This window comes from Mycobacterium barrassiae (assembly GCF_025822765.1).
Taxonomy (GTDB): Bacteria; Actinomycetota; Actinomycetes; order Mycobacteriales; family Mycobacteriaceae; genus Mycobacterium; species Mycobacterium barrassiae.
Window position 1 is genome coordinate 679,198 of the sequence record NZ_JACKUK010000023.1, and the last position, 24,899, is coordinate 704,096.

The window sequence follows — 24,899 nt, forward strand, 5'->3', positions numbered from 1 at the left end:
CCTAGCCTCACCTTCGATTCCGGTGTACCGTCCCACGCCGTGAAGCCGTCTACACCCGAAGCGGTGAGCACCGCCCTCACCGAAATCCTCCGCGAAGACATGAACGTCGACATCGCCCGGGTCACCCGAGAGTCCAGACTCATCGACGACGTCGGACTCGACTCCGTCGCCTTCGCGGTCGGCATGGTGGCCATCGAAGACAAACTCGGCGTGGCACTTTCCGAAGAGGACCTGCTGAGCTGCGATACCGTCGGTGACCTCGAAGCGGCCATCCTCGCGAAGGCGCCTGCCGCCCAGGGGAACTCATGACCGACCTGGCCGACGCGCTGTCGGCTGCGATGCGGGGTGCCCCGACCAAGCTGTCGGTGCTCGATACCGAGAACGACAAGTGGATTCATCACCCTTGGCAAGAGGTCCACGCGCGATCCGAAAACATCGCCGAACGCATCGTCGACGACGGGTCGACCGCGGTCGGGCTTGTTGGCGACCCGACCGTGGAGTTCATCGCTGCGATTCCCGGCGCGTTCTTCGCAGGCGCGGGACTGTCGATCCTGCCGGGCCCGATCCGGCGTGCCGACCCTCAGGAGTGGGCCAGGAGCACGGCGGACAGATTCCGCAGCATCGGAGTGTCGACCGCCTTCAGCCACGGCGCCGAGTTGGAGTTGCTGCGCGAACACGCCGAGGGCATCGTCGTCCACGACCTCACCGAGGTCGCGCACATACACCGTTCCACCACGTTCCACGGCCCGCGCACCGCACATGTCGCGATCCTGCAGGGCACCGCGGGATCGACGGGAACGCCACGCACGGCACAGATTTCGCCCGCGGCCGCTATCGCCAACCTCCGCGGACTCCAGACGCGAGTCAACATCAACGAAGACAGCCGCATGCACAGCTGGCTGCCGCTGTACCACGATATGGGGCTGACATTCCTGCTCGTGTCCACGCTGTCGCAGGCGGAGCTGTGGCAGGCGCCCACCAAGGCGTTCGCGGGCAACCCGTTCAACTGGCTCAACTGGCTGGACGAGAGCAAGGCCACCATGACCGCGGCGCCCAACATGGCGTTCAACATCATCGGCAAGTACGCCAGCGGTCTGTCCGATCTGAACCTGAGCAACCTCGGGTTCACGCTCAACGGCGGTGAGCCCATCGACTGCGAGGGGTACACCCGCTTCTCCACCGAGTTGGCCCGGTTCGGCTTCAACCCGAACTCGCTCGCCCCGTCCTACGGACTCGCCGAATCCACCTGTGCGGTAACCATTCCCGTACCGTTCACCGGACTTCGGCTCGACGAGGTCACCGTCACCACCGACGAAGGCGAGTCCACCCGGCAGTTCGCCGTGCTCGGCCACCCCATACCCGGCATGGAGGTCCGGGTGAACACTGATGAGCCCCGCTCCACCGAGGTGACGGGGCGTGACGTCGGCGAGGTCGAAGTCCGTGGCACGTCCCTCATGACGGGATACGTCGGCGAAGACCCGATCGATCCCCAGGAATGGCTGCCCACAGGGGATCTCGGCTACCTCACCGACGACGGCCTCGTCATCTGTGGTCGCGCAAAAGAACTCATCACCGTCGCGGGCCGCAATATATTCCCCACCGAGGTGGAGCGCGTCGCCGGCAAGATCGAGGGTGTACGCGACGGCTGCGTCATCGCGACGGGCACAGGTGAGGCGACGGCACGGCCAAAGCTCGTCATCACGGCGGAATTCAAGGGCGAGGACGAATCCGCGGCGCGCAGTGCAGTGGTGGCGCGTGTGGCGTCGGAGTGCGGCGTGGTGCCCGCGGATGTCGTGTTCGTGAAACCCGGTGCGCTGCCGCGTACGTCCTCCGGCAAGCTGCGCCGGTTGGAGGTCAAGCGCAACCTGGAGGGAGCCAGTCGATGACGGTGACCGCCGACGTTCAGGCGGAGGAATTCACCGAGCTGCTCGACCGCGTCTTCGACGACCGGGTCACGAAGTGGACCGCCGAGGCCGAAGAGAGCGAGCGCTTTCCCCGCGAGCTCATCGAATACCTGGGTGAGTCAGGCATTTTCGCAGCGAAGTGGCCGACTGGTCAGCAGCAGTGCGATGTGGCGAAAGTGATCGCACTGGCAAGGAAGCTCGGCACACTGGGATCGGCGGGCATCGGGGTCGGCGTCGGGCTGCACGACGCGGGCATCGCGATCCTCCGTCGCTTCGGTAAGTCGGACTACCTCCGCAACATCGCCGAGCAGGCCATCCGTGGCGAGGCCGTGCTGTGCATCGGCGCCTCGGAGCAGTCCGGCGGGTCTGACCTACAGATCGTCGGCACCGAGGTCCGCTCCGTCCGTGACGGTTTCGAGGTCAAGGGCATCAAGAAGTTCGTCTCGCTGTCGCCGATCGCCGACCATGTGCTGGCGGTGGCCCGGAACGTCGACCACGATCCGAACAGCAAGCACGGCAGTGTGGTCGTCGTCGCTGTCCCGTTGTCGCAGTGTGAGATTCAGACGCCGTATCGCAAGGTCGGTGCGGGACCGCTGGACACCGCCGCGGTGCACATCGACACCTGGGTGCCCGCCGACGCCCTCGTCGCCCGTGCGGGTATCGGCTTGGCCGCGATCTCCTGGGGCCTGGCGCAGGAACGGATATCGGTCGCCGGCCTGGTGTCGACGTCCGCGCAACGTGTCATCGGAATCACGCTGGCACGCATGATGACTCGTCGGCAGTTCGGTCACACGCTGTACGAGCATCAGGCGCTGCGGTTACGTATCGCAGATCTGCAGGCGCGCGTCGACATGTTGCGGTACGCCCTCGACGGCATCGCGGCGACGGGCAAGCTGGACCTTCGCACCGCGGCGGCCATGAAGGTCACGGCGGCCCGCCTCGGCGAAGAGGTTTTCAACGAGTGCATGCACATCTTCGGCGGGTCGGGCTATCTGGTGGACGAGACGCCGCTGGGCAAGTGGTGGCGCGATATGAAACTGGCGCGCGTCGGCGGCGGCACCGATGAAGTGTTGTGGGAACTGGTCGCGGCGGCGATGAAGCCGGACTACGACGGCTACGCCGACTTCAACCAGCTGCCGTAGCTTGTCATCGAGAAGACGCGTAAACCCCCAAAATCGCCCAGAAATGGGGGGTTTCACGTCTGCTCGCGGGTCTACAGTGGACGCGCCAGCGCGTACAAGGCCATCCGCCGGTTCGACATGTCATGCTCACCGAGGAACACGGCACCCGCATGTTCGCAGACGCCACGCGCTCCGGTGTTGCGGTGGTCCGGGTCGAACATGATGCGACGGCACCGCGGATCGAGCTCGAAGATGCTGGCGACCAAGCGGGGCAACATGATCGGCGCGATCCCCCGGTTGACGAACCGCAGCTCCGCGATGGCCGCGTGCAGACCGATGTCGTAAGGATCGGCGTCATAGCGCGGGGCGATCGAGTCCTTCGCCGCGCGGTAGAGCTCGAGGTAGGCGAACGGCTGGCCGCGGAAGCTGGCGATGAACGGCCGCGAGTACTCGCCGTCGAGTTGGGCCTGCAGGTAGCGCTGCCACCGCTGCGGCGGCCAGGCGTACTCCCACGCCTCCACCAGGTGTGGGCGATTCATCCACTCCGAGACCATCTCCGCATCACCCGCGGCGTCGACGAGCCGCACGTCGTACGGCTCGGCCAGCACGGGGGTCGGCGGTGCATCCACGGCGCGCATCTCGTCGGATATCGACGTCAGCTCACGCGGCAGGACGGGTGATGGCGCCTGGTCAATGTCGGTCATCGACCGCCGAGCCTACCCGAGTAACTGAGGCGAGGCTTACCTACCTCAAGCGTGCGGTCGTCACGCACTACCTATCGCCGAACAACTCGTCGATCGCCTTCTGCTCCAGCTCTATCCACCTGCTCACGTGCTCACGGACCCGAGCGACCTCGTCCTCGTCGAGGTGCTTGGCCTCCTCTGGCGTGATGCGGCAGATGTCCATCGGTCCGCCGACACTCGGTGAGGATGCGTCGAGCGCGTCGAGCACGCGCAGGGCTGCCACCACCCCGTAGTCGACACTGCGCTTCGTCATCTCAAAGTGCGCCAGCAGCGCGTACGCCTGCTGCGCCATCGGTGAACCACTGCCGACGGCCTGAAAGCCGCCTTCTTCGTGGTGCCCGATCAGACCGTGCGGATCGATATCGATGATGAACGGCTTCCCGTGGGCATAGCCCGCGGCCAAGAGGTAGGTCGCGGGGGTTGCGCCGGGCTTGCCCCCGGGCACCTCGGGAATGAAGTTGTCGTAGTGCCGCTTGAGCACCGGTAGGACTCGGTCCTGCAGCGCGTGCCCGACATCCGGCGCCTCGACGACGGCGTCCGCCTCGGCGTCGAAGATCTGCTCGAGGTCGAAGAGCACGGCTCGGGAGCCGCTCCCGCCCCAAGCGGCGCGCTTGCCGAGGGGATGCAGCTTCTGAGACGGATAACTCACACCGCGGACGGGATCGGTGATCTGGGAATCCGACGCCATCACCAATCCGTCGGCACAACGCAGCGCGAGAACGACCGTCACATCTCAGGTGGTACCCACATTGCGGTCGCCCCACCCCGTGCAATCGTGGAGGCATGGACGTCGACCGCGTTGCCGAACTCCAACGCTGGCAGGACTCGGGTGCGGTGTGGGAGGTGATCTCTCGTCACGGCGACACGGTGACGGTCGCTCTGTTGCGGTGCGACGGTGGCGAAGAGATGGACCGGTTCACGTCCGACGATCCACGGCTGCTGGGTTTCATCGGCGACCGGCTGCGCAGCGACGACAACTGACAAGGTCGCCCCGCCCGGAGGCGGGGCGACCCGTCAGATCAGCATCAGAACGGTGACATTTAGAACGGTGCGGCTCGGAACTCTCCGTTCCAGTGCACACCCCAGACGTTCAATTCGCTGTTCCACTCCACCGGCAGCCACGGAGCCCAGGCCGGCGGAGGCGGCGCTGGTGGCGCCCAGACCGGTATCACGTAGTTGCGATGTCCAGGTGGCGGAAGCCCACCGTGCCCGGGCGGCAGCGGGTTGCCTGGTCCACCGAAGTTCGCGCCAGGGCCGGGCACCGGCCACGGAGGCGGGCTCGGCCACTTCGGACCGGCGTTTGCGACACCCGACCCGATCCCCAGTGCGGCGCCCGCCAACGCGCCCGCACATATCGCAGTCACCACGCGTTTCTTGACATTCATTTAAGGTCGACTCCTTCAATCGCACCCCACCGAATGTGGGCGTGCTCGACCCCCGACTGTCTTGGACTACCCGCGGCCCGGTGCTGGCTAAACGCCTGCTCGACGCACCAGATCGACGAACGCAGCCGCCGCGGCATCGACACCCTCGTGGTCGTCGGTGGCCACCAGATCGAGCAGCAACCCCCTCGCGACAGCCAGGCCCAGGCGCATCATCGCGGGGTCGACCGTGCGCGCCGCCTCGTCGTCAAGCCAGGAGTGCACGGCGGCCGGCACCATCCGGGCAAAGGGCTGCTCGCCCTGAGCACCGCGCGCATAGCACTCAAAGAACAGCCGCTCGAACGGCCGCAGCTCGGGCTTGCGCAGGTCCGCCCACATGGCGGCGATCGCGTCCGCCGGATCGTCCGGCAGCTCGCGCATCGCTGTCATCTGACGCCGTTCGACCTCGTCGACGATGGCCAACAGCAGTTCGTCGCGCGAACCGAAGTGGTGCAGCAGCATGCGATGGCTGGTGCCGACCGCGGCGGCGACGTCGCGCAGCGAGCGGTCACCGATGCCGCCTGCCGCGAACTCCTCCACCAACGCGTCGAGCAGCGACTGGCGCCGCTCGAGGTCAAGAGGCCGGGCCATCGAGGTGGTACAGCTGCTCGCTTCGCGCCTTGAGGCCTGCGGCCTCCATGTCGAGGTAGCGCCGCGTCATTCGCCGCATGGCGAGGCCGACCAGGGCGCCGACCGGCCCGCGCTGGTCGATCTGCTGACGCACCCGTGTCCGTCCGCCGGAAATCGCGCTGACCTCGTGGCTGGCCACCGTGAGACCGCCGGGCGAGCGCTGCACCCAGGTCCACGACTGACCGGGCGTCACGTCGGTGACCTCCCACACCAGCTTCGGCATGCGCGGCTGTTTGATCTCGAAGCGCCTGCCGACTGCAATGCCCGCGCCATCGAGGGCGACCAGGCTGGTGACCGAGGCCGTCCACTCCCGCCAGTGCTCAACGTCGCTGAAGACGTCCCAGACAACGGTGGCTGGTGCGTCGATGTCGACGCCCGCATCGGTAATCATGTACCAGACGGTACATGAACTCGATGCGCCACGGAAGCCCGAAATCACGTGGATAACCCGTCCGACCCTCTACCGTCGAGCACACAATTCAGGACTCGAAGGACTTGGTGGCGCAGCCTTAGACATGGAGACTCCGTTCGACGACGCCGTGTTCGACCGGCTCAACCGCCGTGAGGTCGCGCTCGACCTTGCTGAGGCCGTCGAGGAGGAGGTCGCCGACTCCATCGGCGCCGTCGATCTCTCCTCCGCCGAGCCGGCGCTGCTGCTGCAGAAAATGGAGAACAAGCTCGTCCGGCATCACCTGGCGAAGCCCGGCGTGCTGAGCGACGAACAGTTGCGCAGGCTGCGGTACATCCTCAACTTCGCCCGCCTCGCCGACTTCGAGCCAGGGGCCGCCGGCCCGGGCGGCAGCCGCGGACGCGGCGACGTCTCGGTGGGCGCCGAACTCGCCAAGTGGCGGACGAGGGTGGCCGATGCGCTCTACGTGCCGCTGCGCGAGGAGCGCGACCCCGCAACGGCGTTGGCGCGAGTGCGGGATGTTCTTGCGGATCTGACCGACGCCCAAGACGAGCAGCGTCGCCTACTCATCGAGAGGCATGGAAACGCCTTCTCCCCCGTCGAACTGGACGCCGAGGCGGGCCACAAGAAACTCGTCACGGTGCTGGGCGGCGGAGGTGGTGCGGGATTCGTCTACATCGGCGGTATGCAGCGGCTGCTCGACGTCGGCCAGGTACCGGACTACATGATCGGTTCGTCGTTCGGATCGATCATCGGCAGCGTGATGGCCCGCACCCTCCCGATACCGGTCGACGAGTACGTCGCGTGGGCGAAGACGGTGACATACGGCGCCATCCTCGGACCCGAACGACTTCGCCGCAGGCATGGGCTGGCCGGTCTGTTCTCGTTGCGCTTCGACGACTTCGCGCACGCCTTGTTCAGCCGCGAAGACGGTGAACGAATGCGGATGTCGGACTTGGCGATTCCACTCGACATTGTCGTGGCCGGTGTGCGTAAACAGCCGTATGCCGCGCTCCCGTCACGATTTCGTCGACCGGAGCTGGCCGCGCTGCAGATGCGGTCACTGCCCTTCCGTCCGATCGGAATCGGGGCGCAGGTCGCGCGTCGGCTGTGGCAGGTGTCGGCGTTCATCGACGTGCGGGTGGTCAAGCCGATCGTCGTCGGCGACGACGACCTGACCCGCGACGTCGACGTCGTCGACGCAGCATCCTTTTCGTCGGCGATTCCCGGTGTGCTGCACCACGAAACGAGCGACCGCCGGATGGTCCCGATCCTCGACGCCCTGTGTAAGGAGAAGGAGGTCGCGGCGCTGGTCGACGGGGGCGCGGCGAGCAACGTCCCGGTCGAACTGGCGTGGAAGCGTGTCCGCGACGGCAGGCTGGGCACCCGCAACGCCTGTTATCTCGCGTTCGATTGTTTTCACCCGCAATGGGATCCACGTCATATGTGGCTCATCCCGATCGCGCAGGCGGTCCAGCTGCAGATGGTGCGCAATGCTCCCTACGCCGACCACCTCGTCCGCTTCTCGCCCACGCTGTCCCCCGCCAACCTCGCACCGTCGCGCGCGTCGATCGACCGCGCCTGTGCGTGGGGACGCAAGAGCGTTGAGAAGGCCATCCCCGTCACCACCGCGCTGCTCAAGCCGACGTGGTGGGAAGGCGACCGGCCCGCCGTCCCCGAAACCAGGCCCGCCGCCCGGCGCGGTTCGGTGGCGTCACCGATGAGCGCGGTGATGGCAGCCCTCGAGGTGCCTCAGAATCGGTTGGCGCGGTGGCGAAACGAACGATTGACGTGACCGGGCACCGCAGCGATAGCCGTCACGGGTTGATCTCACCCGCGATGCCGCGCTCGATGGCTGCCCGGGTTGCAGACGGAAGAACGAGCAGGCCCTCGAGTTCTTGGCGTGCGCGATCGTATGCGCGCTCACGTTCGCTCGGTGTCGCAGCCTCATTCGACGCCACCCGCAGTAGCCGCTGAGCACGGTCGATCCGCTGCTTGTCCCGTTCGGGGAAATCGTCTCGCCGCCGACGAATCGCCTCAGCCTCGGCCGCATTGAATGCGGCGACGTACTCCTCGACAGCAGCAAGGTAGTTCGCGGCCGACTCACGGTCGTCAAGCAGATCCTCGGCTCGTACCGGTCGCAGGATGTCCGCCCGGATCTTCGCCTTGTGGAATCGTTCGGTGAGCGGCGCCCGCAGATCGGTCATCATCGGGAATTCCAGCAGTTTGGCCGGGTCGAGTTCGTAGCTCAGCCATCGCGACTCGATGCGTGAATGTTCCTCGATCGCACGCGTGACGGTGCGCCACAGCGCGGCGGGATTGCCACTGGCGGGCTGGGCAGACCCGAGACCAGGGCCGGCGTGGCCGTCGATCTCTTCCTGTTGTGCACCTCGGTTCTTGGCCGATGAGAAAGCCCTGATCGCGGCGGTGACGCCGACTGCGACCGGGACGATCACGATCAGCAGCTCGAGCAAGCGGATGAACAGCCCCACCTCGCCAGGATGCCAGTTAAACGGCGACCACCCATGCTCCCCGATGCAGTACGCCGGTCACGGCGAGATCAGCGTCGAGCACGACGAGATCTGCGCCGGCGCCTGGGACCAGCCCCTGAGCCGGCAGACCGAGCGCGCGAGCCGGATTGATCGAGGCCTGCCGCACGCCGGCCAGCAGTGCCTCGTCGCGCGGAAGTCCGCTGTTCTGGACGGCGAACCGGAACTGGTGGTCCATGGTGGCGGTGCTCCCCGCGATGATCTGTGTGCCTGCCACGCGCGCCACCCCATCCAGCACGTCGACGTCAAGCGGGCCCAAGCGATACGTGCCGTCGGTCATACCGGCCGCGGAGATCGCGTCGGTGATCAACGACACCCTGTCCGGTCCCGCGCTGCGCGAAACATGCCGATAGAGCGCCGGGTCGACGTGCACACCGTCGGTGATCAGTTCGACCGTGACGCGAGGGTCTTCCAGCAGCGCGATGACCGGGCCGGGCTCACGGGTGTTGATGGGGCGCATCGCGTTGAACAGGTGGGTGCCCACCGTCGCGCCCGCCGCGATCGCCGCACGCGTCTGCTCGTACGTCGCCTCGGTGTGCCCTACGGCGGCGACGACACCCGCGTCGACGATCCGGTCGATCGCCGCCAGCGCGCCGTCGCGCTCCGGTGCGATGGTGATCATGCGCACCGCCCCGGCGGCGGCCGCCAGGACGCGGTTGATCTCGGCGGGGTCGGGGTCGCGCATCAGGGCGGGCTCGTGAGCGCCGCAACGCAACGTGGACAGCCACGGACCTTCGAGGTGGATCCCGTGGATCAGGCCTTCGGAGACGTCGGCAGCCAATTCGGTTACCTGATGCAACAGATCGTCGGGCGCGGCGGTGACCAACGACGCGATCAGCGTGGTGGTGCCGTGCCTGCGGTGAAAGTCCACGGCCGTGGCGGTATCGGAACGGACGGCAGCCGAGAAGTTCGTCCCTCCCCCACCGTGCACATGGACATCGACGAAGCCCGGCACCACCGTCACGGCGCCGAGGTCCCGATCCGGCGATCGAGCCCGCGTGCCGTCACCGACCGCATCGACGAGGCCGTTCGATATCTCAATCCATCCGGGCCGCAACAACTCTCGTCCGGTGAGTACGGTTTCGGCGGTCAGCAGCACTCAGATGCCCTGCCACTCCGGTTTGGCGCGATAGGTCTCGCGGTAGTAGTCGACGAGCTGGAGCCGTCGCGCTGCTGCTTCATCGACCAGAACGGTGACGTGCGGATGAAGCTGGAGCACGGTCGCGGGCCACAACGCCGAGATCGCCCCCTCGACCAGGTGATGTACCGCCTCGGCCTTGCCGCGCCCCGTCGCCACCAGGATCAGGTGCCGGGCCTCCATGATGGTCGCCAGCCCCTGCGTCAGGCAGTGGGTCGGCACCGCGTCGACGTCGCCTCCGAAGAAGCGCGAGTTGTCCATCCGCGTCTGCCTGGTCAGCGTCTTGATTCTGGTGCGTGAGCCCAATGAGGAACCGGGTTCGTTGAATGCGACGTGCCCGTCGGTGCCGATGCCGAGAATCTGTAGGTCGACGCCTCCCGCGTCGCTGATCGCGGCCTCGTACTCCGCGCATGCGGACGGGATGTCGGCGGCCAGCCCATCCGGGCCTTGCACGGCGCCGGGAGCGAAGTCGACCTTGGAGACGAACACCTCGTCGATGACGTTGCGATACCGCTGAGGGTGGTCGGCAGGCAGGCCCACATACTCGTCGAGGGTGAAGCCGCGGGCCTGGCGGAACGAGATCGTTCCGGCGGCGTGCCGCCGCGCGAGTTCGTCGTAGATCGCCAGCGGAGACGAACCGGTCGCCAGGCCCAGCACGGCATCCGGTTTGCGACCGAGCAGCGCGGCGATCGCGTCAGCGCCGACGACGCCAATCTCGTTGGCGTCCGGCAGGATGATGACTTCCATTTATTTGTTCGCGATGAAAAGATCTGCCCCGGAAGGGATCTGCGCACCCTCCAGCACCGCTTCGGACGGCAATATGTTGCCCGCTTCGCGTTCGTCCATCACGACCACCGGAACGATCGGGCTCAGCCCTTTGGCCACCACCGAGGTGACGTCATACGTGATGACGACCTGACCGACGGTGACCTCATCGCCCTGGCTCAGATGCGCGGTGAAACCGTCGCCCTTGAGTTGGACGGTATCGAGACCGAGGTGAACGAGAACGCCGACGTTGTCCGGCGTCATGACGACGTAAGCGTGTGGCATCAGTTTCAGCAGCTTCCCGCTGACCGGGGCGACCGCGTCGACCACCTCGTGCGGAGGGTCGACCGCGGCGCCGTAACCCACCATCCCCGCCGAGAAAACCGGATCGGGGACATCCGCGAGCGGAACCGCACGCCCACCGACCGGGGCCAACACCTGCGTCGTACTCACGTCGAGACTCCATTCTGCTCGTGCGCACCAACAATACGAGCGTGCCGGAAAGAGAGCCCGGACTTCGGCTATTCCTCTAAGCTTGCAACGCTCGGTCGGCTATGGCGAGGAGGTCACCGTCGATGAGTGACGCAGCGAAACCCGCTGAAACACAGGCAAAGTCGGGACTGAGATTCCCCGGCTTCGCGCAGCTGCAGCGATTGGGCAAAAGCCTCATGCTGCCGATCGCGGTACTGCCCGCGGCGGGCATCCTGCTCCGGCTCGGCCAGCCCGACCTGCTAGGCAGGATCGAGACGCCGGTCATCGGCGACTTCTTCAAGGCGATGAGCGCGGCAGGCGATGCACTTTTCAGCAACCTGCCGCTGCTGTTCGCCGTCGGTGTGGCGATCGGTTTCGCCAGAAAGGCCGACGGTTCCACCGCGCTGTCTGCCGTCGTCGGATATCTGGTGATGGAGGCGGTCTTCAAGACCATGTCGCCGATCGTCCTCGCCGGCGAATTGGACAAGGCGGGCGAACAGGCGCAGATCAACTACAGCGTGTTCGCCGGCATCGTGATCGGCCTGGTGACGGCGTGGCTGTTCGACCGCTACCACACCATCCAGTTGCCGTCGTACCTCGGCTTTTTCGGGGGCAGGCGGTTCGTCCCCATCGTGGTGTCGCTGGCCAGCCTGTTCATCGCCTTCGCGATGAGCTACTTCTATCCGATCTTCGACGCGGGCCTGACCAGCCTCGGCGAGTTCATCGGTGCGAGCGGGGCATTCGGCGCTTTCGTCTACGGGTTCGCCAACCGCATGCTCATCCCGTTCGGCCTGCACCACATCCCCAACTCGTACATCTGGTTCCTCTACGGTGACTATCAGCCGCCCAGCGGCGAGACCGTGACCGGTGAGCTGACCCGGTTCGCCGCGGGTGATCCGACGGCGGGCATCCTCACCTCGGGCTTCTACCCCATCCTGATGTTCGGTTTGCCCGCCGCCGCGCTGGCGATGATCCACGTCGCGAACAAGAAGCAGCGCAAGGTCGCGGTCGGCATTCTGGCAGCAGCCGCGCTGACCGCGTTCCTGACCGGCGTGACGGAGCCGCTCGAGTTCGCGTTCATGTTCGTGGCGTTCCCCCTTTACGTCATCCACGCGGTGCTCACCGGGCTGTCGCTGGCGATCGCCTACCTGCTCGACATACACCTGGGCTTCTCGTTCTCGGCCGGGCTCATCGATTTGCTTCTGTACGGCACCGCGCCGGCCGCGAAGAACATTCCGCTGCTCATCGGGATGGGCGTGGTCTTCTTCGCCGTCTACTACCTGTTGTTCAGGTTCGCGATCAAGAAGTGGAACCTGCGGACCCCCGGCCGCGAGGCCGAGAGCGAGTTCGAGGCCGAGGAGCAGGCGAACCTCGGCGAGGGAGCCGATTCGGCGACCGCCGTCGCGGCCGGCGCGACCGCGACGCTCACCGCACCCGCCCGTGCGGACAGCAAGGCCGAACAGGTCATCGCGGCCTTCGGCGGCCGGGAGAACCTCGTCAACGTCGACGCCTGCATCACTCGGCTACGGGTGGACGTGTCCGACAAGGGCAAGGTGGACCAGGCTCGATTGAAGAGCCTCGGCGCCGCAGGCGTCGTCGAGGTGGGCAACAGCGTGCAGGCGGTCTTCGGCACCGACGCCGAGGCGTTGAAGAACGACATCAACGACCTTCTCTGAGTGATTTGTGTGCACTCGCGAGCGGTCAGCGCTCTCGAACGCACACAAATCACTCAGAAACGGCCCGGAACGCTTCGACGAGCGGCGGCAGGATCTCCGGCACGCGACTCCGGTCTGCGGTCAACGACGCCGGGAACCTCACATCGGTGACACCGGCGTCGACGAGGGCAGGGACGGCAGCTGCCGATGCCGCGTAGTCGATTGATCCGTCGTCGGCCTTGTCGACCCGTGCGATGCCCTGCACCTGCAGACCGGTTGGGTCACCGCCGAACTCGCGCACCTTGTCCTTCATCGCCGCGATCGCGCCGGGGAGGTCCGAGTACGCCGAACCCCACGGGATCCAGCCGCTTCCGAAGCGCGCAATCCGGCGTGCGACCGCATTGTTGACGGTGCCGCTGACCCAGATCGGGACGCCACCGGGCTGCACCGGCTTGGGCATCTGATGGATGCCGTCGAAGGCGAGTTCGGCGGACCGATAGGAGGCCCGCTGCTGTGTCCACAACGTCTGGCAGACCTCGAGCGTGTGGTCGAGCAGTCGCCCGCGGTCGTCGAACGACAGCCCGGCGGCTTCGTACTCCTCGCGCTGCCAGCCGACGCCGACGCCGAGATCAACTCGGCCTTCCGACAACACATCCAGCGTGGCGAGCTGCTTGGCCAATACCGCGGGACGTCGTAACGCGGCGAGCAGTACCGCGGTGCCCAGCCTGATGCGCGTCGTTGTGGCGGCAATCGCGGTCAGGACCGTCAACGGTTCGAGCCATGCGCCGTCCGGGCCGGTCGGTTGCCTACCGCCGGCCTGGCCACCGATCGATGCATCGGCATACGCATCGAGGTTCTCGCCGAACACCACATGGTCGGACACCACCACGCGGTCCACTCCCGCCACGTCCATCGAACGAGCCAAATCCAACGTCGCACGCCAGTCATGGTGCGGCCCGTCGGTGAAAGTCCCCAAGTACAAGGAGAGTTCAGGGGTGCGCGTCGCCATTACGTCTCCACTACAACAAATCGGTGATCGTCTTGAGGACGGCGTCGTAGAGGACACCGGGCAGCATGCCTACGTCGGCTTCGATCGTCGTGCCGTTGACGAAGTCCGCCGCCCCCGAGGCCAGGAACCGCCGGGACGGTCCCGCCGGCGTTGTTGACCAAGATGTCGAGCCGGCCATGAGCATCCACGCCCCGGTTGATGAACGCGTCGATCGACTGGTGATCGCCTTGATCGCAGACCAATTGGGCAGAACGCGACGCCCACTCCGGATTGTCGGAAGTGCCCGGTATCGCATCCAACTCCGACCGCGAACATCCGACCACTGTCGCACCGGCGCGCAGCAGTTCATGAGCGATACCGCCCCCGACACCGCGACTGGTCCCGGTGACCACGGCAGTCTTGCCGTCCAATACGCCCGTCATTCGCCTGACTCCTGCCGCGCCATGTGCAGCGCGGCGCGGTGGCTGAACAACAGCGACGCGCCGATCGGGTTACCGCCGCCGGGATACGTCTCCCCGGACACCGCGGCCATGGTGTTCCCGGCCGCGTACAAGCCGGGGATCGGTCGGCCCTCGGTGTCCAGCACCCGCGCATCGACGTCGGTCCGCAGCCCGCCCTTGGTACCCAGATCCGACGTGCCGAACGCCGCGGCGCGGAACGGCGGCGTGTCGATGGGCACCAGCGGTGACGCCCCGCCGGTGAACGCCCGGTCGAACGACTCCCGGCCGCGACCGAAATCCTCGTCATCGCCGCGTGTCGCGAGTTCGTTGAACCGGCGCACGGTTTCGACGAGATTCGCTGCGGGCACGTCGATCTTGTGAGCCAGTTCTTCCAAGGTGTCGGCGTGTACCCATAGCCCGGCGGACTCGTATTCACTCGTCGGCGAGAAGGAGACGTTGGTCGCCATCACCGGCGGTTGTTCACCGGAGCGACTGTCATAGACCATCCAGTACGGCGTACCGAGGGTGCCTGCTTGCATCGCGGCCAAGATCTTCCGTCCCAGTCGGTCGTAGGCCGCCGATTCGTTGACGAAACGCCTGCCCGCCTTGTCGACGAAAATGCCGCCGGTGAAGCACAACGCGAAAACCGCACGGCCGTCGGGATGTATCAGCCCCGGTGACCACCACGCCTGGTCCATCAGGTCGGTGCTCGCGCCGGCGGCGATCGCGGCCTTGTGCGCCAGGCCGGTGTTGCCAGGCGACCCCATGGTGCCCGATACCGTTCCCGGAACACCGTATTCGGTGCGCATCCGCGCGTTCTGCTCGAATCCGCCCGCGGCCAGCAGCACCCCGCGCCGCGCCCTGATCGTTCGCCGCTCACCGTCGCACTCGACCACCCCACCGGTGACGCGACCACCGTCGACGGTCAACTCGACAAGGCTGGTGTTCAGGTAGGCGGCGACGTCAGGGTTGTCGGCCATCGCCCAGAGAAAGCGGCCCACGACAGCGCGTCCACCGGTGAGCAGGTCGGGTTGCGGCGCACCGAGGCGTTCATGGTCCAGCGGGCCGCGGACCTTCCCCCGGAAGCGTCCGAGCCGCTCGTCGGGTACCGACTTGCAAACGGTATGGCGCATACCGTCGTTGCGCGCACCAGGAATTGAGCTGTAGTAGTCCGGCCAGGGCAGGATCTTGAACGCGAAGTGTTCGTCGGCCTCGAGGTATTCGATCAGCCGCGCGCCGCCGCGCACGTACGTCTCCTGCAACTCGGCCGAAGTGCGGTCCCCCACCACGCTGCGGTAGTAGCGCAGCGCGTCTTCGATCGTGTCGTCGGCCCCCGCCCGGACCAGGACAGGGTTGCAGGGATACCACATTCCGCCGCCGCCGGAGTAGGCGAACGTACCGCCGAACTGGTCGGTCGCCTCGACGATCGCCACCGAAAGCCCTTCGCGGGCAGCGGTGTACGCGCCTGCCAGCGCGCCGGCGCTGCCGGCGACCAGGACGTCGACTGTCTCATCAGCAGTGGTCACAGGTTCCTCGATCTGTTGACGAAGCGGCCCTCACGTGGCGAGAACAGCCATCCGCCACCGGCTTTGGTGCCGCCGTCGACGGGAATGTTGTGACCGGTGACGAAGGCCGACTGATCCGATGCCAGAAACAGAGCGACGCGCGCCTGATCCTCCGGCCACCCCACCCGGCCCACCGGCGCCCACGATGCCCACAGCTGCTCGACGTCCTCGTAACCGGTCAGGTAGTCGACCTGTGGCGTCTGTGCGAGGTCGGCGCCGATGCCATTGACCCGGATCCCATGTCGACCCAGATCCACGGCCAAGCAGGTGGTGAAGTGCGCCGCGGCCGCCTTCATCGCGCCGTACACCGGGTCCTTGGGGTAGCCGCGCATGCCCTCCACCGAATGCACGGTGACGATGCTGCCGCGATGCGCGTCGATCATCGACGGAACGAACGCCCGCGTGACCGCGAAGACGTGGCGCAGGTTGATGTCGTACTGCTGCTGCCATGACTCCGGCGTCGAATGGTGGAACGGCACCAGGGGCCGATAGTCGCCGACGTTGTTGACCACCACGTCGACCCGTCCGTGTTCGGTGAGCACCGCGTCGGCCAGTCGCGCGACATCGGCGTCGGCCGTGACGTCGACGACATGGCACCGGATCGAGCCGCCGGCGCTGGTCACGTCCTCGTGGATGCGGTCGGCACGTCCCTGATCGACCTCGGCGACCTCGACGAGCGCCCCATGTTGGGCGAACAGCCGGGCAATGCCTGCCCCGATGCCGTCGCCGCCGCCGGTCACCACGGCGACCCGACCGTCGAGGAGCCGGTTCCAGTCATCAATCGGCGGTACACCCACCGGGTCGGACAGCCCTTCCCCGCCACCGGTCATGGCGACGGACACTAGCCGCTCTCGCCTAGTCGGCGGGCGACTTTGCGGCGGTGCGGCGCGTTGCCGCGCGCGCCGAAAAGTAAAGCACCGCGCCCACCGCCAACAGGATGGCCGCGAACAGCCAGACTTCGGCCGCCTGCTGGGTGAGCAGCAGTACACAGGACGCCACGCCGAGCACCGGCACCGCGGTCCACACCCGGAAGTGGGGATGCTCGACGGTGTCGCGGCGCAGCACCAGCACGGCGATGTTGGTCGAGATGAAAACGATCAGCAGTAGCAGGACGACGGTCTCCGCAAGCGTCGACAGATCGCCCACCAACGTCAGCAGCATGGCCACCGCCGTCGTGGCCACGATCGCCACCCACGGCGTCCGCCGCTGCGGCAGCACGTGACTGAGCACCCCCGGAAGCAGACCGTGCTCGGCCATTCCGTAGGCGAGGCGACTCGACATGATCATGGTCAGCAGTGCGCCGTTGGCGACGGCGACGAGCGCGATGGCGCTGAACAACCAGTCCGGGACGCCGACGCCGGCCGCGGAGACGACGGCCAGCAGCGGGCCCGACGATTCCGACAGCTCGCTCGCCGGCAGCGCGATGGCACTTGCGAGCCCCACCAACGCGTAGAGGACACCCGCGGTGATGAGCGCGCCGAAGAGCGCTGTCGGATACACCTTGCTCGGATTGCGGATCTCCTCGGCGACATTGGCCGACGTCTCGAAACCGACGAACGAGTAATACGCGACGATCGCGCCGGCCAGGATCGCCAGCGCGGGGGTCGCGCCGTCAGGCAGTTCCAGCGTGCGACCGAGGCCGCCGCGACCGCCGCCGACCATGACCGATACCGCGATGATGACGATGAGCAACCCGGTCAGCTCGATGACCGTCATCACGACGTTGCTCTTGACCGATTCGCTGATCCCGCGCGCGTTGAGGCATGCGACGAGCGCCAGGAACGCGACGGCGGCGGGCACCGCCGGAATGTCGATGAACGTAGCGAGGTAGTCGCCCGCGAACGCCAGGGCGAGCCCGGCCGCGCTTGTGATCCCCGCAGCGAGCATGCAGAAGCCGACCAGAAACGACAGCACAGGCTGTCGGTACGCACGCTCGGCGAAGACAGCGGCGCCGCCCGCCTTGGGGTATTTGGTGACGAGTTCGGCGTAGGAGCCCGCCGTGAGCAGGGCAAGCAGCAGTGCCACCAGCAACGGCGCCCACAGCATCCCGCCGACATCCCCGGCCAACACACCCATCAACGCGTAGATGCCCGCGCCAAGGACATCGCCGAGAATGAACATGAACAGCAGCGGTCCGGTGATGTGTCGCTTGAGTTTGCCCTCGGTGCCCGCGTCGCCTTCACCGGCGCGCGCCTGTGCCGTCGACGTCATCTGCCACTCCTTCGCCCACCGGTGTTCTACCCAGAGATCAAACGGCGAAAACGGCTGCATTCGGGTCCAAGAGTCGAGTATTCGCTCGTCGCAAGCCTCAACGGACCACCGGCGGCAGACGCAAACCCGCGGTGACACGCGGGGCGGCCAGCAATCGCCGACCGACGTCGACGTTCAGCGTGACAATATCGAACGCTATGTCGAATTTTCGAACCGCGTAATCACCGAGGAACGGCGATGGGCAGCAATGGCGAGCTCAGATTCGACGATCTGACCGCTCCGCAACTGACCGAGGTTCAGCGGCAGATTCTCGAACACACCGAGCGCCGGACGATCGACCTCGCGATCGAGCCCATGGTCGAGGAGGCCATCGCCGAAGCCGGTGTCGACGACTTCGCGGCCGATGAAGGATTCTGGGATCGCGTCGCCGCCTACGCCGACGCGATCGAGGGTGACGACGGGCTGACCCAACTGATCCGAGGGACTCTGCGGCAACGGATGGTGCGACTCCTGCGCAACAGGTTGTCCCTGACCGAACTGCTCAAGCGCTACCCCGAGATCGAGTCGATCCCCATCGAGAAACCCTTCATCGTGGTCGGGATGCCCCGCTCGGGCACGACACATCTGGTCAACCTGCTCGCCGCGGATCCACGTCGCCGCGCCCTGCCGTATTGGGAAAGCCAAGAGCCGCTGCCGATTCCAGGGCAGGGGCCCGACGTCCACGGAGTCGATCCGCGGTACACCCGCGCAAAGAACGAACACGACGCGATGATGGTCAGCGCCCCGGCGACCGCCGCGATGCACGACCGGTTCCCGGAGGCGATCGAAGAAGAGGTCGAGATCCTCGACCTGGACTTCGCCGCCTACGTGCTGGAATGGCACGCCCGCGTGCCCGGCTGGCGGGACTTCTACCTCGGCCTCGACCAGACGCGACACTACGGGTATCTGAAGAAGGTGCTGCAGGCGTTGACGTTCCTGCGCGGTCCCCGCACGTGGGTGCTGAAATCGCCGCAGCACTGCGAGCAGCTCGGCCCGCTGATGACGACGTTCCCGGACGCCACCGTGGCCTTCACCCACCGCGATCCCGTCGCCGTCATCCAGTCCGCGATCACGATGATGGCCTACTCGGATCGGCTGCGGCGCCGCAGCATCGAACCCCAGTGGCTGCTGGACTACTGGGCCGATCGTGTCGAGCGGCTCCTGCGTGGCTGCGTGCGGAACCGCAGCTTGGTGCCGGAGGAACGCAGCGTGGACATCGGCTTCCACCATCTCAACGGTCACGAACTCGACCTGCTCGACGACCTCTACGCGCGCGCCGGCGTCGAGCTGACCGGCAAGGTCCGCAGGGCTTTCCAGGCATACCTGGACAGCAATCCGCGCGGTAAGCACGGCGCGGTGCGCTATGAGCTGGAAAGGCACTTCGGGGTGTCGCCCGACGAACTACGCTCGCAATTCGCCTTCTATTTCGAACGATTCGATGTGCGACCCGAAGGACACTAGGTGAGCGAGGAGCCGATCTACCGGAGCCGTCCTGACGCCGACGCGCTCGCCCCGGCGGCCGCCGAACGGGCCGAGGAAGTCGCTCCCGGCGTCTGGTGCTCGCCGGGACTCTCGAACGCCTATCTGCTGACGACCACCGATGGCCGCATCGTCGTCAACACCGGTATGGGGTTCGAAAGCCCGGTCCACCGCGCTAATTTCGACGCCGTCGACTCCTCCCCCATCCGGTACATCATCGTCACGCAGGGCCACTACGACCACGTCGGCGGCCTCGACACCCTGCGCGATCCACAGACCCAAGTGGTGGCGCAGGCCAACTGGCGGCATTGGCGCGACGACAACGAGCGACTGCTGAGCTATCGCGCCAACAACAGCGCATTCGCATTCTCCGACAAACTCGCGCACGGCATCGCTGCGATCCAGAAGCGGTTCGGAAAACGGCTCCCGGCCCAGGCGGCCCCCACCGCCGACATCGAGGTGGACGACTCCCTCGTGTTGACCTTGGGCGGTCGCACCATCGAACTGCTGGCCACCCCCGGCGGCGAGACGACCGACTCGATGGTCGTGTCGCTTCCCGAAGAGCAGGTGTGCCTGTGCGGCAACACCTTCGGGCCGGTCTTCGGCCACATCCCGAACTTCGTGACCATGCGCGGCGACCGGTACCGCGATGCGCTGACGACCATCGCCTCGATCGAGCGGGTCCGCGATCTGCGACCCGAAGTCCTCATCACCGGGCACTTCGACCCGATCCGCGGCGCCGATCGCATCCACGGCGAGTTGACCCGACTGCGTGACGCGATCGCCTACCTGCACGACCGGACCGTGGAAGGGATGAACGCGGGAAAGGATGTTTTCACGTTGATGCGTGAGATCACCCTGCCCGCCGAGCTCGAGGTCGGTCAGGGCTACGGCAAGGTGTCCTGGGATGTGCGGGCCATCTGGGAGAACTACTCAGGCTGGTTCCACCACCGCTCGACCACAGAGCTCTACGCCGTCGGCCCCGACGAGTTGAACGCTGACTTCGTCGACCTGGCTGGTGTGGACCGGATCGTGGAACGCGCCGAGACACATCTCGCGGAGAACCGTCCCGTGCACGCGATCCATCTCGCCGAAGCGGTCGTCCACGCCGACCCGGACCACACCGCGGCACGAACCGTGCTCAAGTCCGCACACCAGCAGCTGCTCGCCGCCAGCACCAACTTCTGGGAATCCGCCTGGCTGACCAAGAAAATCGGAGAGTACTCATGACCGCGCGCGCGACGTTCGACTTCACCGGCACCGCGGCGCTGGTCACCGGCGGAACCAGTGGCATCGGGCACGCGACCGCCACGCTCTTCCGCGACGCCGGCGCCAGCGTCACAGTCACCGGCACGAAGCCGAGCCCCGACGACTACGACACCGATCTGGCGGGGCTGACGTATCGCCAACTCGTCCTCACCGACACGAACTCGATCGACGAACTCGTCTCCACCACAAGCACACTCGACGTGCTGGTGAACAACGCCGGCGCGAACTTCCCCGGCGGGCTCAACGAAGCCGAGCCCGACGGCTTCGAGGCGTCGGTGGCCCTCAACCTCACCGCGCCGTACCGCTTGACCGTCGGGCTTCGCAAGGCGCTGGCGGCGTCGACGGCCCAGGGCGGCGCCAGCGTCGTCTTCCTGTCATCGTTGTCGGCGCTGCGGGCGGTCACGATGGTGCCCGGATACGGTGCGGCCAAGGCCGGTATCGCGAGCCTCACGCACAATCTCGCGGTGAAGTGGGCGCCGCGGGGCATCCGCGTCAACGCGGTGGTACCCGGCGTGATCGACACCCCCATGACCGAGCTGGCGCAGACGGTGCCCGAGATCATCGACGCCGAGCTCTCCCGAATTCCTCTCGGCCGCTTGGGCACTGCCGCCGAGATCGCGTCGACGATCGCCTTTCTGTGTACCGAGCAGAGTTCCTATACCAGCGGCTCACTGTTCATCGTCGACGGCGGGTCCACCAGCCAGTGAACGAGGGACACCCATGACGATGGCCATCCTGCGGTTCAATTTCGCTGCACCGCAGGATGACCCGGCCGCCCGTCGGGACCGTATACAGGCGGCCATGGAGCTCAGCGCCTGGTCGGAATCGCGCGGTGTGAGCGCCGTCAGCTTCGACGAGCACCATCAGAGCGGACACGGCTGGAGCTGCAACCCGATCATGACCGCCGCGGTCCTGCTTTCCCGCACCGAACGCGTCGTCGCCAGCGTCGACTGCGCGATGGGCCCGCTCTGGCACCCAGCGCGGCTGGCCGAGGACATCGCGCTGGCCGACACGATCGGCAACGGACGGCTGATCGTCACGCTCGGGCTGGGATACCGCCCCGTCGAATACGAAATGTTCGGAACGCCTTTCGAAGACCGTGGCCGCCTGATGGACGAACTCCTCGAAACGCTGATGTCGCTGTGGTCATCGCCGGACTTCACTCCCGGCCCGCTGACCCGTCCGCACCCGACGGTGTTCGTCGGCGGTAGCGTTCGCGCCACCGCGCGGCGGGCCGCCCGCTACGGCCTGCCGCTGAACCTGCCCAGCCATCTCCCCGAACTCGCCGACTACTACAGGGAATTGTGCAAAGAGGCCGGACACCGACCGATCGTGGTGATGCCGCCACCGCGCAGTCGCGGCATGGTCTTCCTGCACGAGGATCCGGATCGGGCCTGGGCGGAACTCGGCGAGCACTACCTCTGGGAAGCGAGCGTCTACTCCGGATGGGGCGGTGGTCAGGTGCACTCATTCATGCACGGCACGGAGACCATCGAGACACTCGACGACGTGAAAGCCGCGGGCCGGTACCGCTTCATGTCGCCGGCGGAGTTGATCGCCGACGTGAAGGAGAACCCCGGCGACCACATCGTTCTGCACCCGCTCGTCGGCGCCATGCCGATCGACGAGGCTTGGAAATCGGTCCACCTGCTGACCGACGAGGTGCTGCCCGCCCTGGGAAGGCGCTAGCCGGGCACAATCGCAGGCGACATGTCCGAAATCGACGAGCCCCCACCCGCGCCGCGCTGGCCTCATGTCGTGCGGCTCGCGGTGGTCGTCGCGTTCCTGCTCGGCCTGTTCTACCTCGTCGCGGTGGCCAGGGTCATCGACGTCGAGGCGGTGCGTGGCGCCGTCGCCGCCACCGGGCCCGTCGCACCCGTCGCCTACATCGTGGTGTCCGCACTGCTCGGCGCCGTGTTCGTGCCGGGGCCGATCCTGGCAGCGGGCAGCGGCGTGCTGTTCGGACCCGTGCTGGGGTTGTTCGTGACGCTGGGCGCGACGGTCGGCACGGCCGTGGTCGCCAGCTTGATCGGCCGGCGCGCGGGACGCGGCAGCGCACGAGGACTGCTGGGTACCGATCGGGCCGATCGGCTGGACGCGCTGATCGAGCGATGGGGGCTGTGGGCGGTCGTCGGGCAGCGGTTCATCCCCGGTGTCTCAGACGCGCTTGCCTCCTATGCGTTCGGTGCGTTCGGGGTTCCGGTATGGCAGATGGCCGTCGGCGCGTTCATCGGATCGGTGCCGCGGGCGTTCGTCTACACCGCGCTGGGTGCGTCGATCGGCGACCTGTCGTCACCGCTGGCCTACGTCGCCGTCGCCGTCTGGTGCATCACCGCCGTCATCGGCGCGTTCGCCACTCATCACGGCTATCGGAAATGGCGCGCGCACGCTCGAAGCACACAAGCCGAATAGGTCTTACGCATTTCCTTCCGTCAGTTCTCAGAAGGGGTTCGTCGCGGACCGCAGCGCGGATGGGATGGGCACATCGCCGCTGGTCAAGCGCCTGTCGCGAATAGCTCCCAACCACTTGGTTGACTGTGACCGCAGTCACACTAGAGTCGTGCCATGACCAGGAACCACTCTGATTCACTCGCCGCCGGGGGGCTCAACTGGGACAGCTTGCCGCTGAAGCTGTTCGCCGGGGGAAACGCCAAGTTCTGGGATCCCGCCGATATCGACTTCTCGCGTGACCGCGAGGACTGGGAGGGGTTGTCGGAGCTTGAACGGGACTGGGCCACTCGACTGTGCGCCCAGTTCATCGCCGGTGAGGAAGCGGTCACCCAGGACATCCAGCCCTTCATGGCGGCCATGCGCGCCGAAGGCCGTCTCGGCGACGAGATGTATCTGACGCAGTTCGCGTTCGAAGAGGCCAAACACACGCAGGTGTTCCGCATGTGGCTCGACGCCGTCGGGATGACCGACGACCTGCAGCACTATCTGGACGGCCTGCCCGCATACCGCCAGATGTTCTACGAAGAGCTGCCGAAGTCACTGAACGCGTTGGCGTCCGACCCCTCGCCCGCGGCTCAAGTTCGGGCGTCGGCGACCTACAACCACATCATCGAAGGCATGATGGCGTTGACGGGATACTATGCGTGGCACCGCATTTGCGTGGACAACAACATTCTGCCGGGGATGCAGGAGCTGGTGCGACGCATCGGGGATGACGAACGCCGTCACATGGCCTGGGGCACGTTCACGTGCCGGCGCCACGTCGCCGCAGATGACGCCAACTGGACGGTGTTCGAGAACCAGATGAATGAACTCATCCCGTTGGCACTGAAGAACAACGACGACGCCTTCGCTCTTTACGACGAGATTCCGTTCAACCTGACCATGGACGAGTTCGCGGCGTATGCGTCTGACAAGGGAATGCGTCGCCTGGGAACGATCAGCAGCGCGCGCGGGCGGGACCTGGCCGAGATCGACGTCGACTACTCGCCGGTGCAGTTGGAGGACACGTTCGCCGACGAGGACAGGAAGTCGTTGGCCGCCTCGGCCTGACAGACGTCGACAGCAGTGGCGCCGGCGGTGCCTGCTGGGGCAATATGCCGTGCTGCCAGCCTCCGCGCGACATTGTCGCTCACCTACTACGGCCCGGGCCTAACTTCAGCGACAATGTCGCTACGGGGCTGCCCATCGACTAGTCAGTCCGCAGGCGCGAACACCGGCACGTACACGCTTTCGTCGCCGACGTTCTGCCGTTCGAAGCGCACCTCGACGGGAAGTCCGATGCGAACCGAGTCAGGTTCGCAGTCAACGATGTTCGCCGCGATGCGCAGATCGGCCTGCTCGTCCAGTTCGACGATCGCGATCACGTACGGCACGGGAACGGCCGGGTTGAACTGCTGATGGTTGACCGTATAGGTGAACACCGTGCCGCGGCCGGACACCGGACGCGCTTCGAGCGCGCCATTGCAGTCCGGGCATTCAGCGGCCAGTGGACTCACCCACACGTTGCATCCGGTGCAGAAGGGAATTCTGAGCGCGCCGTCGGCTCCCCCCGTCCAGAACGCCCGGTTGTCGTCGTCGAGCGCGGGCAGCATCCGCGTTGAGGGTGGGGCGCCGTTGGGCATAGGGA

Annotated in this window: 27 protein-coding genes and 1 pseudogene; 12 read left to right on the forward strand and 16 right to left on the reverse strand. The window is 66.5% G+C overall.

Annotation, left to right across the window (positions count from 1 at the left end):
• The first annotated feature begins 39 nt into the window (after nucleotides 1–39).
• Genes mbtL through mbtN form a run of 3 tightly spaced genes read left to right on the forward strand, consistent with a single transcriptional unit; the run spans nucleotide 40 to nucleotide 3,046 of the window.
• Complete coding sequence (gene mbtL, locus H7J93_RS13655; RefSeq protein WP_267306801.1) at nucleotides 40–309, forward strand: mycobactin biosynthesis acyl carrier protein MbtL; 270 nt, start codon at nucleotides 40–42, stop codon at nucleotides 307–309.
• Nucleotides 306–1,886 carry a long-chain-fatty acid--ACP ligase MbtM gene (gene mbtM, locus H7J93_RS13660; RefSeq protein ID WP_267306802.1) on the forward strand — a complete coding sequence of 527 codons (1,581 nt, stop codon included), beginning with the start codon at nucleotides 306–308 and terminating at the stop codon, nucleotides 1,884–1,886. The genes mbtL and mbtM overlap by 4 nt, the downstream gene beginning before the upstream one ends.
• Entirely contained in the window at nucleotides 1,883–3,046 is a 1,164-nt protein-coding gene (gene mbtN, locus H7J93_RS13665) for a mycobactin biosynthesis acyl-ACP dehydrogenase MbtN (protein ID WP_267306803.1), read from the forward strand. Before mbtM ends, mbtN begins: the two co-directional genes overlap by 4 nt.
• A 71-nt stretch (nucleotides 3,047–3,117) precedes the next feature.
• On the opposite strand, the gene H7J93_RS13670 is transcribed toward mbtN, so the two are convergent.
• Together H7J93_RS13670 and H7J93_RS13675 are read right to left on the reverse strand one after the other, a co-directional pair.
• Nucleotides 3,118–3,729, reverse strand: coding sequence for a GNAT family N-acetyltransferase (locus H7J93_RS13670; protein WP_267306804.1), 612 nt, complete (start codon nucleotides 3,727–3,729; stop codon nucleotides 3,118–3,120).
• A 67-nt stretch (nucleotides 3,730–3,796) separates the two neighbouring features.
• On the reverse strand, nucleotides 3,797–4,498 hold the full coding sequence (locus tag H7J93_RS13675; RefSeq protein WP_267306805.1) for an Ntn hydrolase family protein: 702 nt from the start codon (nucleotides 4,496–4,498) through the stop codon (nucleotides 3,797–3,799).
• A 53-nt stretch (nucleotides 4,499–4,551) separates the two neighbouring features.
• Here H7J93_RS13675 and H7J93_RS13680 point away from each other — a divergent pair, with 53 nt between their 5' ends.
• The gene (locus tag H7J93_RS13680; RefSeq protein ID WP_267306806.1) at nucleotides 4,552–4,749 is read left to right on the forward strand and encodes a hypothetical protein; all 198 of its coding nucleotides are present in this window, start codon (nucleotides 4,552–4,554) and stop codon (nucleotides 4,747–4,749) included.
• 59 nt (nucleotides 4,750–4,808) lie between these two features.
• Here H7J93_RS13680 and H7J93_RS13685 read toward each other — a convergent pair whose 3' ends face one another.
• From H7J93_RS13685 to H7J93_RS13695, 3 genes are all read right to left on the reverse strand, one after another.
• The gene (locus tag H7J93_RS13685; protein ID WP_267306807.1) at nucleotides 4,809–5,153 is read right to left on the reverse strand and encodes a hypothetical protein; all 345 of its coding nucleotides are present in this window, start codon (nucleotides 5,151–5,153) and stop codon (nucleotides 4,809–4,811) included.
• A gap of 87 nt (nucleotides 5,154–5,240) precedes the next feature.
• Nucleotides 5,241–5,780: a TetR/AcrR family transcriptional regulator gene (locus H7J93_RS13690; RefSeq protein ID WP_267306808.1), complete on the reverse strand. Its 540-nt coding sequence runs from the start codon at nucleotides 5,778–5,780 to the stop codon at nucleotides 5,241–5,243.
• Nucleotides 5,764–6,210 (reverse strand): SRPBCC family protein, encoded by a 447-nt coding sequence (locus tag H7J93_RS13695; RefSeq protein ID WP_267306809.1) that lies wholly within the window; start codon nucleotides 6,208–6,210, stop codon nucleotides 5,764–5,766. The genes H7J93_RS13690 and H7J93_RS13695 overlap by 17 nt, the downstream gene beginning before the upstream one ends.
• Nucleotides 6,211–6,334: 124 nt before the next feature.
• Between H7J93_RS13695 and H7J93_RS13700 the strand changes: the two genes are divergently transcribed.
• Nucleotides 6,335–8,023, forward strand: coding sequence for a patatin-like phospholipase family protein (locus tag H7J93_RS13700; RefSeq protein ID WP_267306810.1), 1,689 nt, complete (start codon nucleotides 6,335–6,337; stop codon nucleotides 8,021–8,023).
• 22 nt (nucleotides 8,024–8,045) lie between these two features.
• Here H7J93_RS13700 and H7J93_RS13705 read toward each other — a convergent pair whose 3' ends face one another.
• From H7J93_RS13705 to H7J93_RS13720, 4 genes are read right to left on the reverse strand one after another with little or no spacing between them, the layout of a single operon-like run.
• Nucleotides 8,046–8,720: a hypothetical protein gene (locus H7J93_RS13705; RefSeq protein WP_267306811.1), complete on the reverse strand. Its 675-nt coding sequence runs from the start codon at nucleotides 8,718–8,720 to the stop codon at nucleotides 8,046–8,048.
• Nucleotides 8,721–8,736: 16 nt separating this feature from the next.
• A complete protein-coding gene (nagA, locus tag H7J93_RS13710; protein WP_267306812.1) occupies nucleotides 8,737–9,876 on the reverse strand; it encodes an N-acetylglucosamine-6-phosphate deacetylase in 1,140 nt (379 codons plus the stop codon).
• Complete coding sequence (gene nagB / locus H7J93_RS13715; RefSeq protein ID WP_267306813.1) at nucleotides 9,877–10,662, reverse strand: glucosamine-6-phosphate deaminase; 786 nt, start codon at nucleotides 10,660–10,662, stop codon at nucleotides 9,877–9,879.
• Nucleotides 10,663–11,133, reverse strand: a complete 471-nt coding sequence (locus tag H7J93_RS13720; RefSeq protein WP_267306814.1) for a PTS sugar transporter subunit IIA — start codon at nucleotides 11,131–11,133, stop codon at nucleotides 10,663–10,665.
• A 122-nt stretch (nucleotides 11,134–11,255) separates the two neighbouring features.
• On the opposite strand from H7J93_RS13720, the gene H7J93_RS13725 reads away from it, so the two are divergent.
• Nucleotides 11,256–12,827 (forward strand): PTS transporter subunit EIIC, encoded by a 1,572-nt coding sequence (locus H7J93_RS13725; RefSeq protein ID WP_267306815.1) that lies wholly within the window; start codon nucleotides 11,256–11,258, stop codon nucleotides 12,825–12,827.
• Nucleotides 12,828–12,876: 49 nt separating this feature from the next.
• On the opposite strand, the gene H7J93_RS13730 is transcribed toward H7J93_RS13725, so the two are convergent.
• The 6 genes and pseudogenes from H7J93_RS13730 to H7J93_RS13755 form a co-directional block, all read right to left on the reverse strand.
• Entirely contained in the window at nucleotides 12,877–13,815 is a 939-nt protein-coding gene (locus H7J93_RS13730; RefSeq protein ID WP_267306816.1) for a TIGR03619 family F420-dependent LLM class oxidoreductase, read from the reverse strand.
• 10 nt (nucleotides 13,816–13,825) lie between these two features.
• Nucleotides 13,826–13,993 carry a hypothetical protein gene (locus H7J93_RS29430; protein ID WP_267307013.1) on the reverse strand — a complete coding sequence of 56 codons (168 nt, stop codon included), beginning with the start codon at nucleotides 13,991–13,993 and terminating at the stop codon, nucleotides 13,826–13,828.
• Nucleotides 13,944–14,237, reverse strand: a pseudogene (locus H7J93_RS13740) (SDR family NAD(P)-dependent oxidoreductase); the annotation flags it as partial. The gene H7J93_RS29430 and the pseudogene H7J93_RS13740, both read right to left, overlap by 50 nt.
• Complete coding sequence (locus H7J93_RS13745) at nucleotides 14,234–15,781, reverse strand: FAD-binding protein (RefSeq protein WP_267306817.1); 1,548 nt, start codon at nucleotides 15,779–15,781, stop codon at nucleotides 14,234–14,236. The pseudogene H7J93_RS13740 and the gene H7J93_RS13745, both read right to left, overlap by 4 nt.
• Nucleotides 15,778–16,650, reverse strand: coding sequence for an SDR family NAD(P)-dependent oxidoreductase (locus H7J93_RS13750; RefSeq protein ID WP_267306818.1), 873 nt, complete (start codon nucleotides 16,648–16,650; stop codon nucleotides 15,778–15,780). Before H7J93_RS13750 ends, H7J93_RS13745 begins: the two co-directional genes overlap by 4 nt.
• A gap of 25 nt (nucleotides 16,651–16,675) precedes the next feature.
• Complete coding sequence (locus tag H7J93_RS13755; RefSeq protein WP_267306819.1) at nucleotides 16,676–18,031, reverse strand: APC family permease; 1,356 nt, start codon at nucleotides 18,029–18,031, stop codon at nucleotides 16,676–16,678.
• A gap of 237 nt (nucleotides 18,032–18,268) precedes the next feature.
• Between H7J93_RS13755 and H7J93_RS13760 the strand changes: the two genes are divergently transcribed.
• From H7J93_RS13760 to H7J93_RS13785, 6 genes are all read left to right on the forward strand, one after another.
• Entirely contained in the window at nucleotides 18,269–19,531 is a 1,263-nt protein-coding gene (locus tag H7J93_RS13760) for a sulfotransferase family protein (protein WP_267306820.1), read from the forward strand.
• Nucleotides 19,532–20,779, forward strand: a complete 1,248-nt coding sequence (locus tag H7J93_RS13765; RefSeq protein ID WP_267306821.1) for an alkyl sulfatase dimerization domain-containing protein — start codon at nucleotides 19,532–19,534, stop codon at nucleotides 20,777–20,779.
• Nucleotides 20,776–21,525, forward strand: a complete 750-nt coding sequence (locus H7J93_RS13770; RefSeq protein ID WP_267306822.1) for an SDR family NAD(P)-dependent oxidoreductase — start codon at nucleotides 20,776–20,778, stop codon at nucleotides 21,523–21,525. The genes H7J93_RS13765 and H7J93_RS13770 overlap by 4 nt, the downstream gene beginning before the upstream one ends.
• A 13-nt stretch (nucleotides 21,526–21,538) precedes the next feature.
• Nucleotides 21,539–22,507, forward strand: coding sequence for an LLM class flavin-dependent oxidoreductase (locus H7J93_RS13775; RefSeq protein WP_267306823.1), 969 nt, complete (start codon nucleotides 21,539–21,541; stop codon nucleotides 22,505–22,507).
• Between the two features lie 21 nt (nucleotides 22,508–22,528).
• Entirely contained in the window at nucleotides 22,529–23,230 is a 702-nt protein-coding gene (locus H7J93_RS13780; RefSeq protein ID WP_267306824.1) for a TVP38/TMEM64 family protein, read from the forward strand.
• A gap of 153 nt (nucleotides 23,231–23,383) precedes the next feature.
• On the forward strand, nucleotides 23,384–24,322 hold the full coding sequence (locus tag H7J93_RS13785) for a R2-like ligand-binding oxidase (RefSeq protein WP_267306825.1): 939 nt from the start codon (nucleotides 23,384–23,386) through the stop codon (nucleotides 24,320–24,322).
• Between the two features lie 143 nt (nucleotides 24,323–24,465).
• On the opposite strand, the gene H7J93_RS13790 is transcribed toward H7J93_RS13785, so the two are convergent.
• Nucleotides 24,466–24,864 carry a Zn-ribbon domain-containing OB-fold protein gene (locus tag H7J93_RS13790; RefSeq protein WP_267307005.1) on the reverse strand — a complete coding sequence of 133 codons (399 nt, stop codon included), beginning with the start codon at nucleotides 24,862–24,864 and terminating at the stop codon, nucleotides 24,466–24,468.
• Nucleotides 24,865–24,899: the final 35 nt, after the last annotated feature.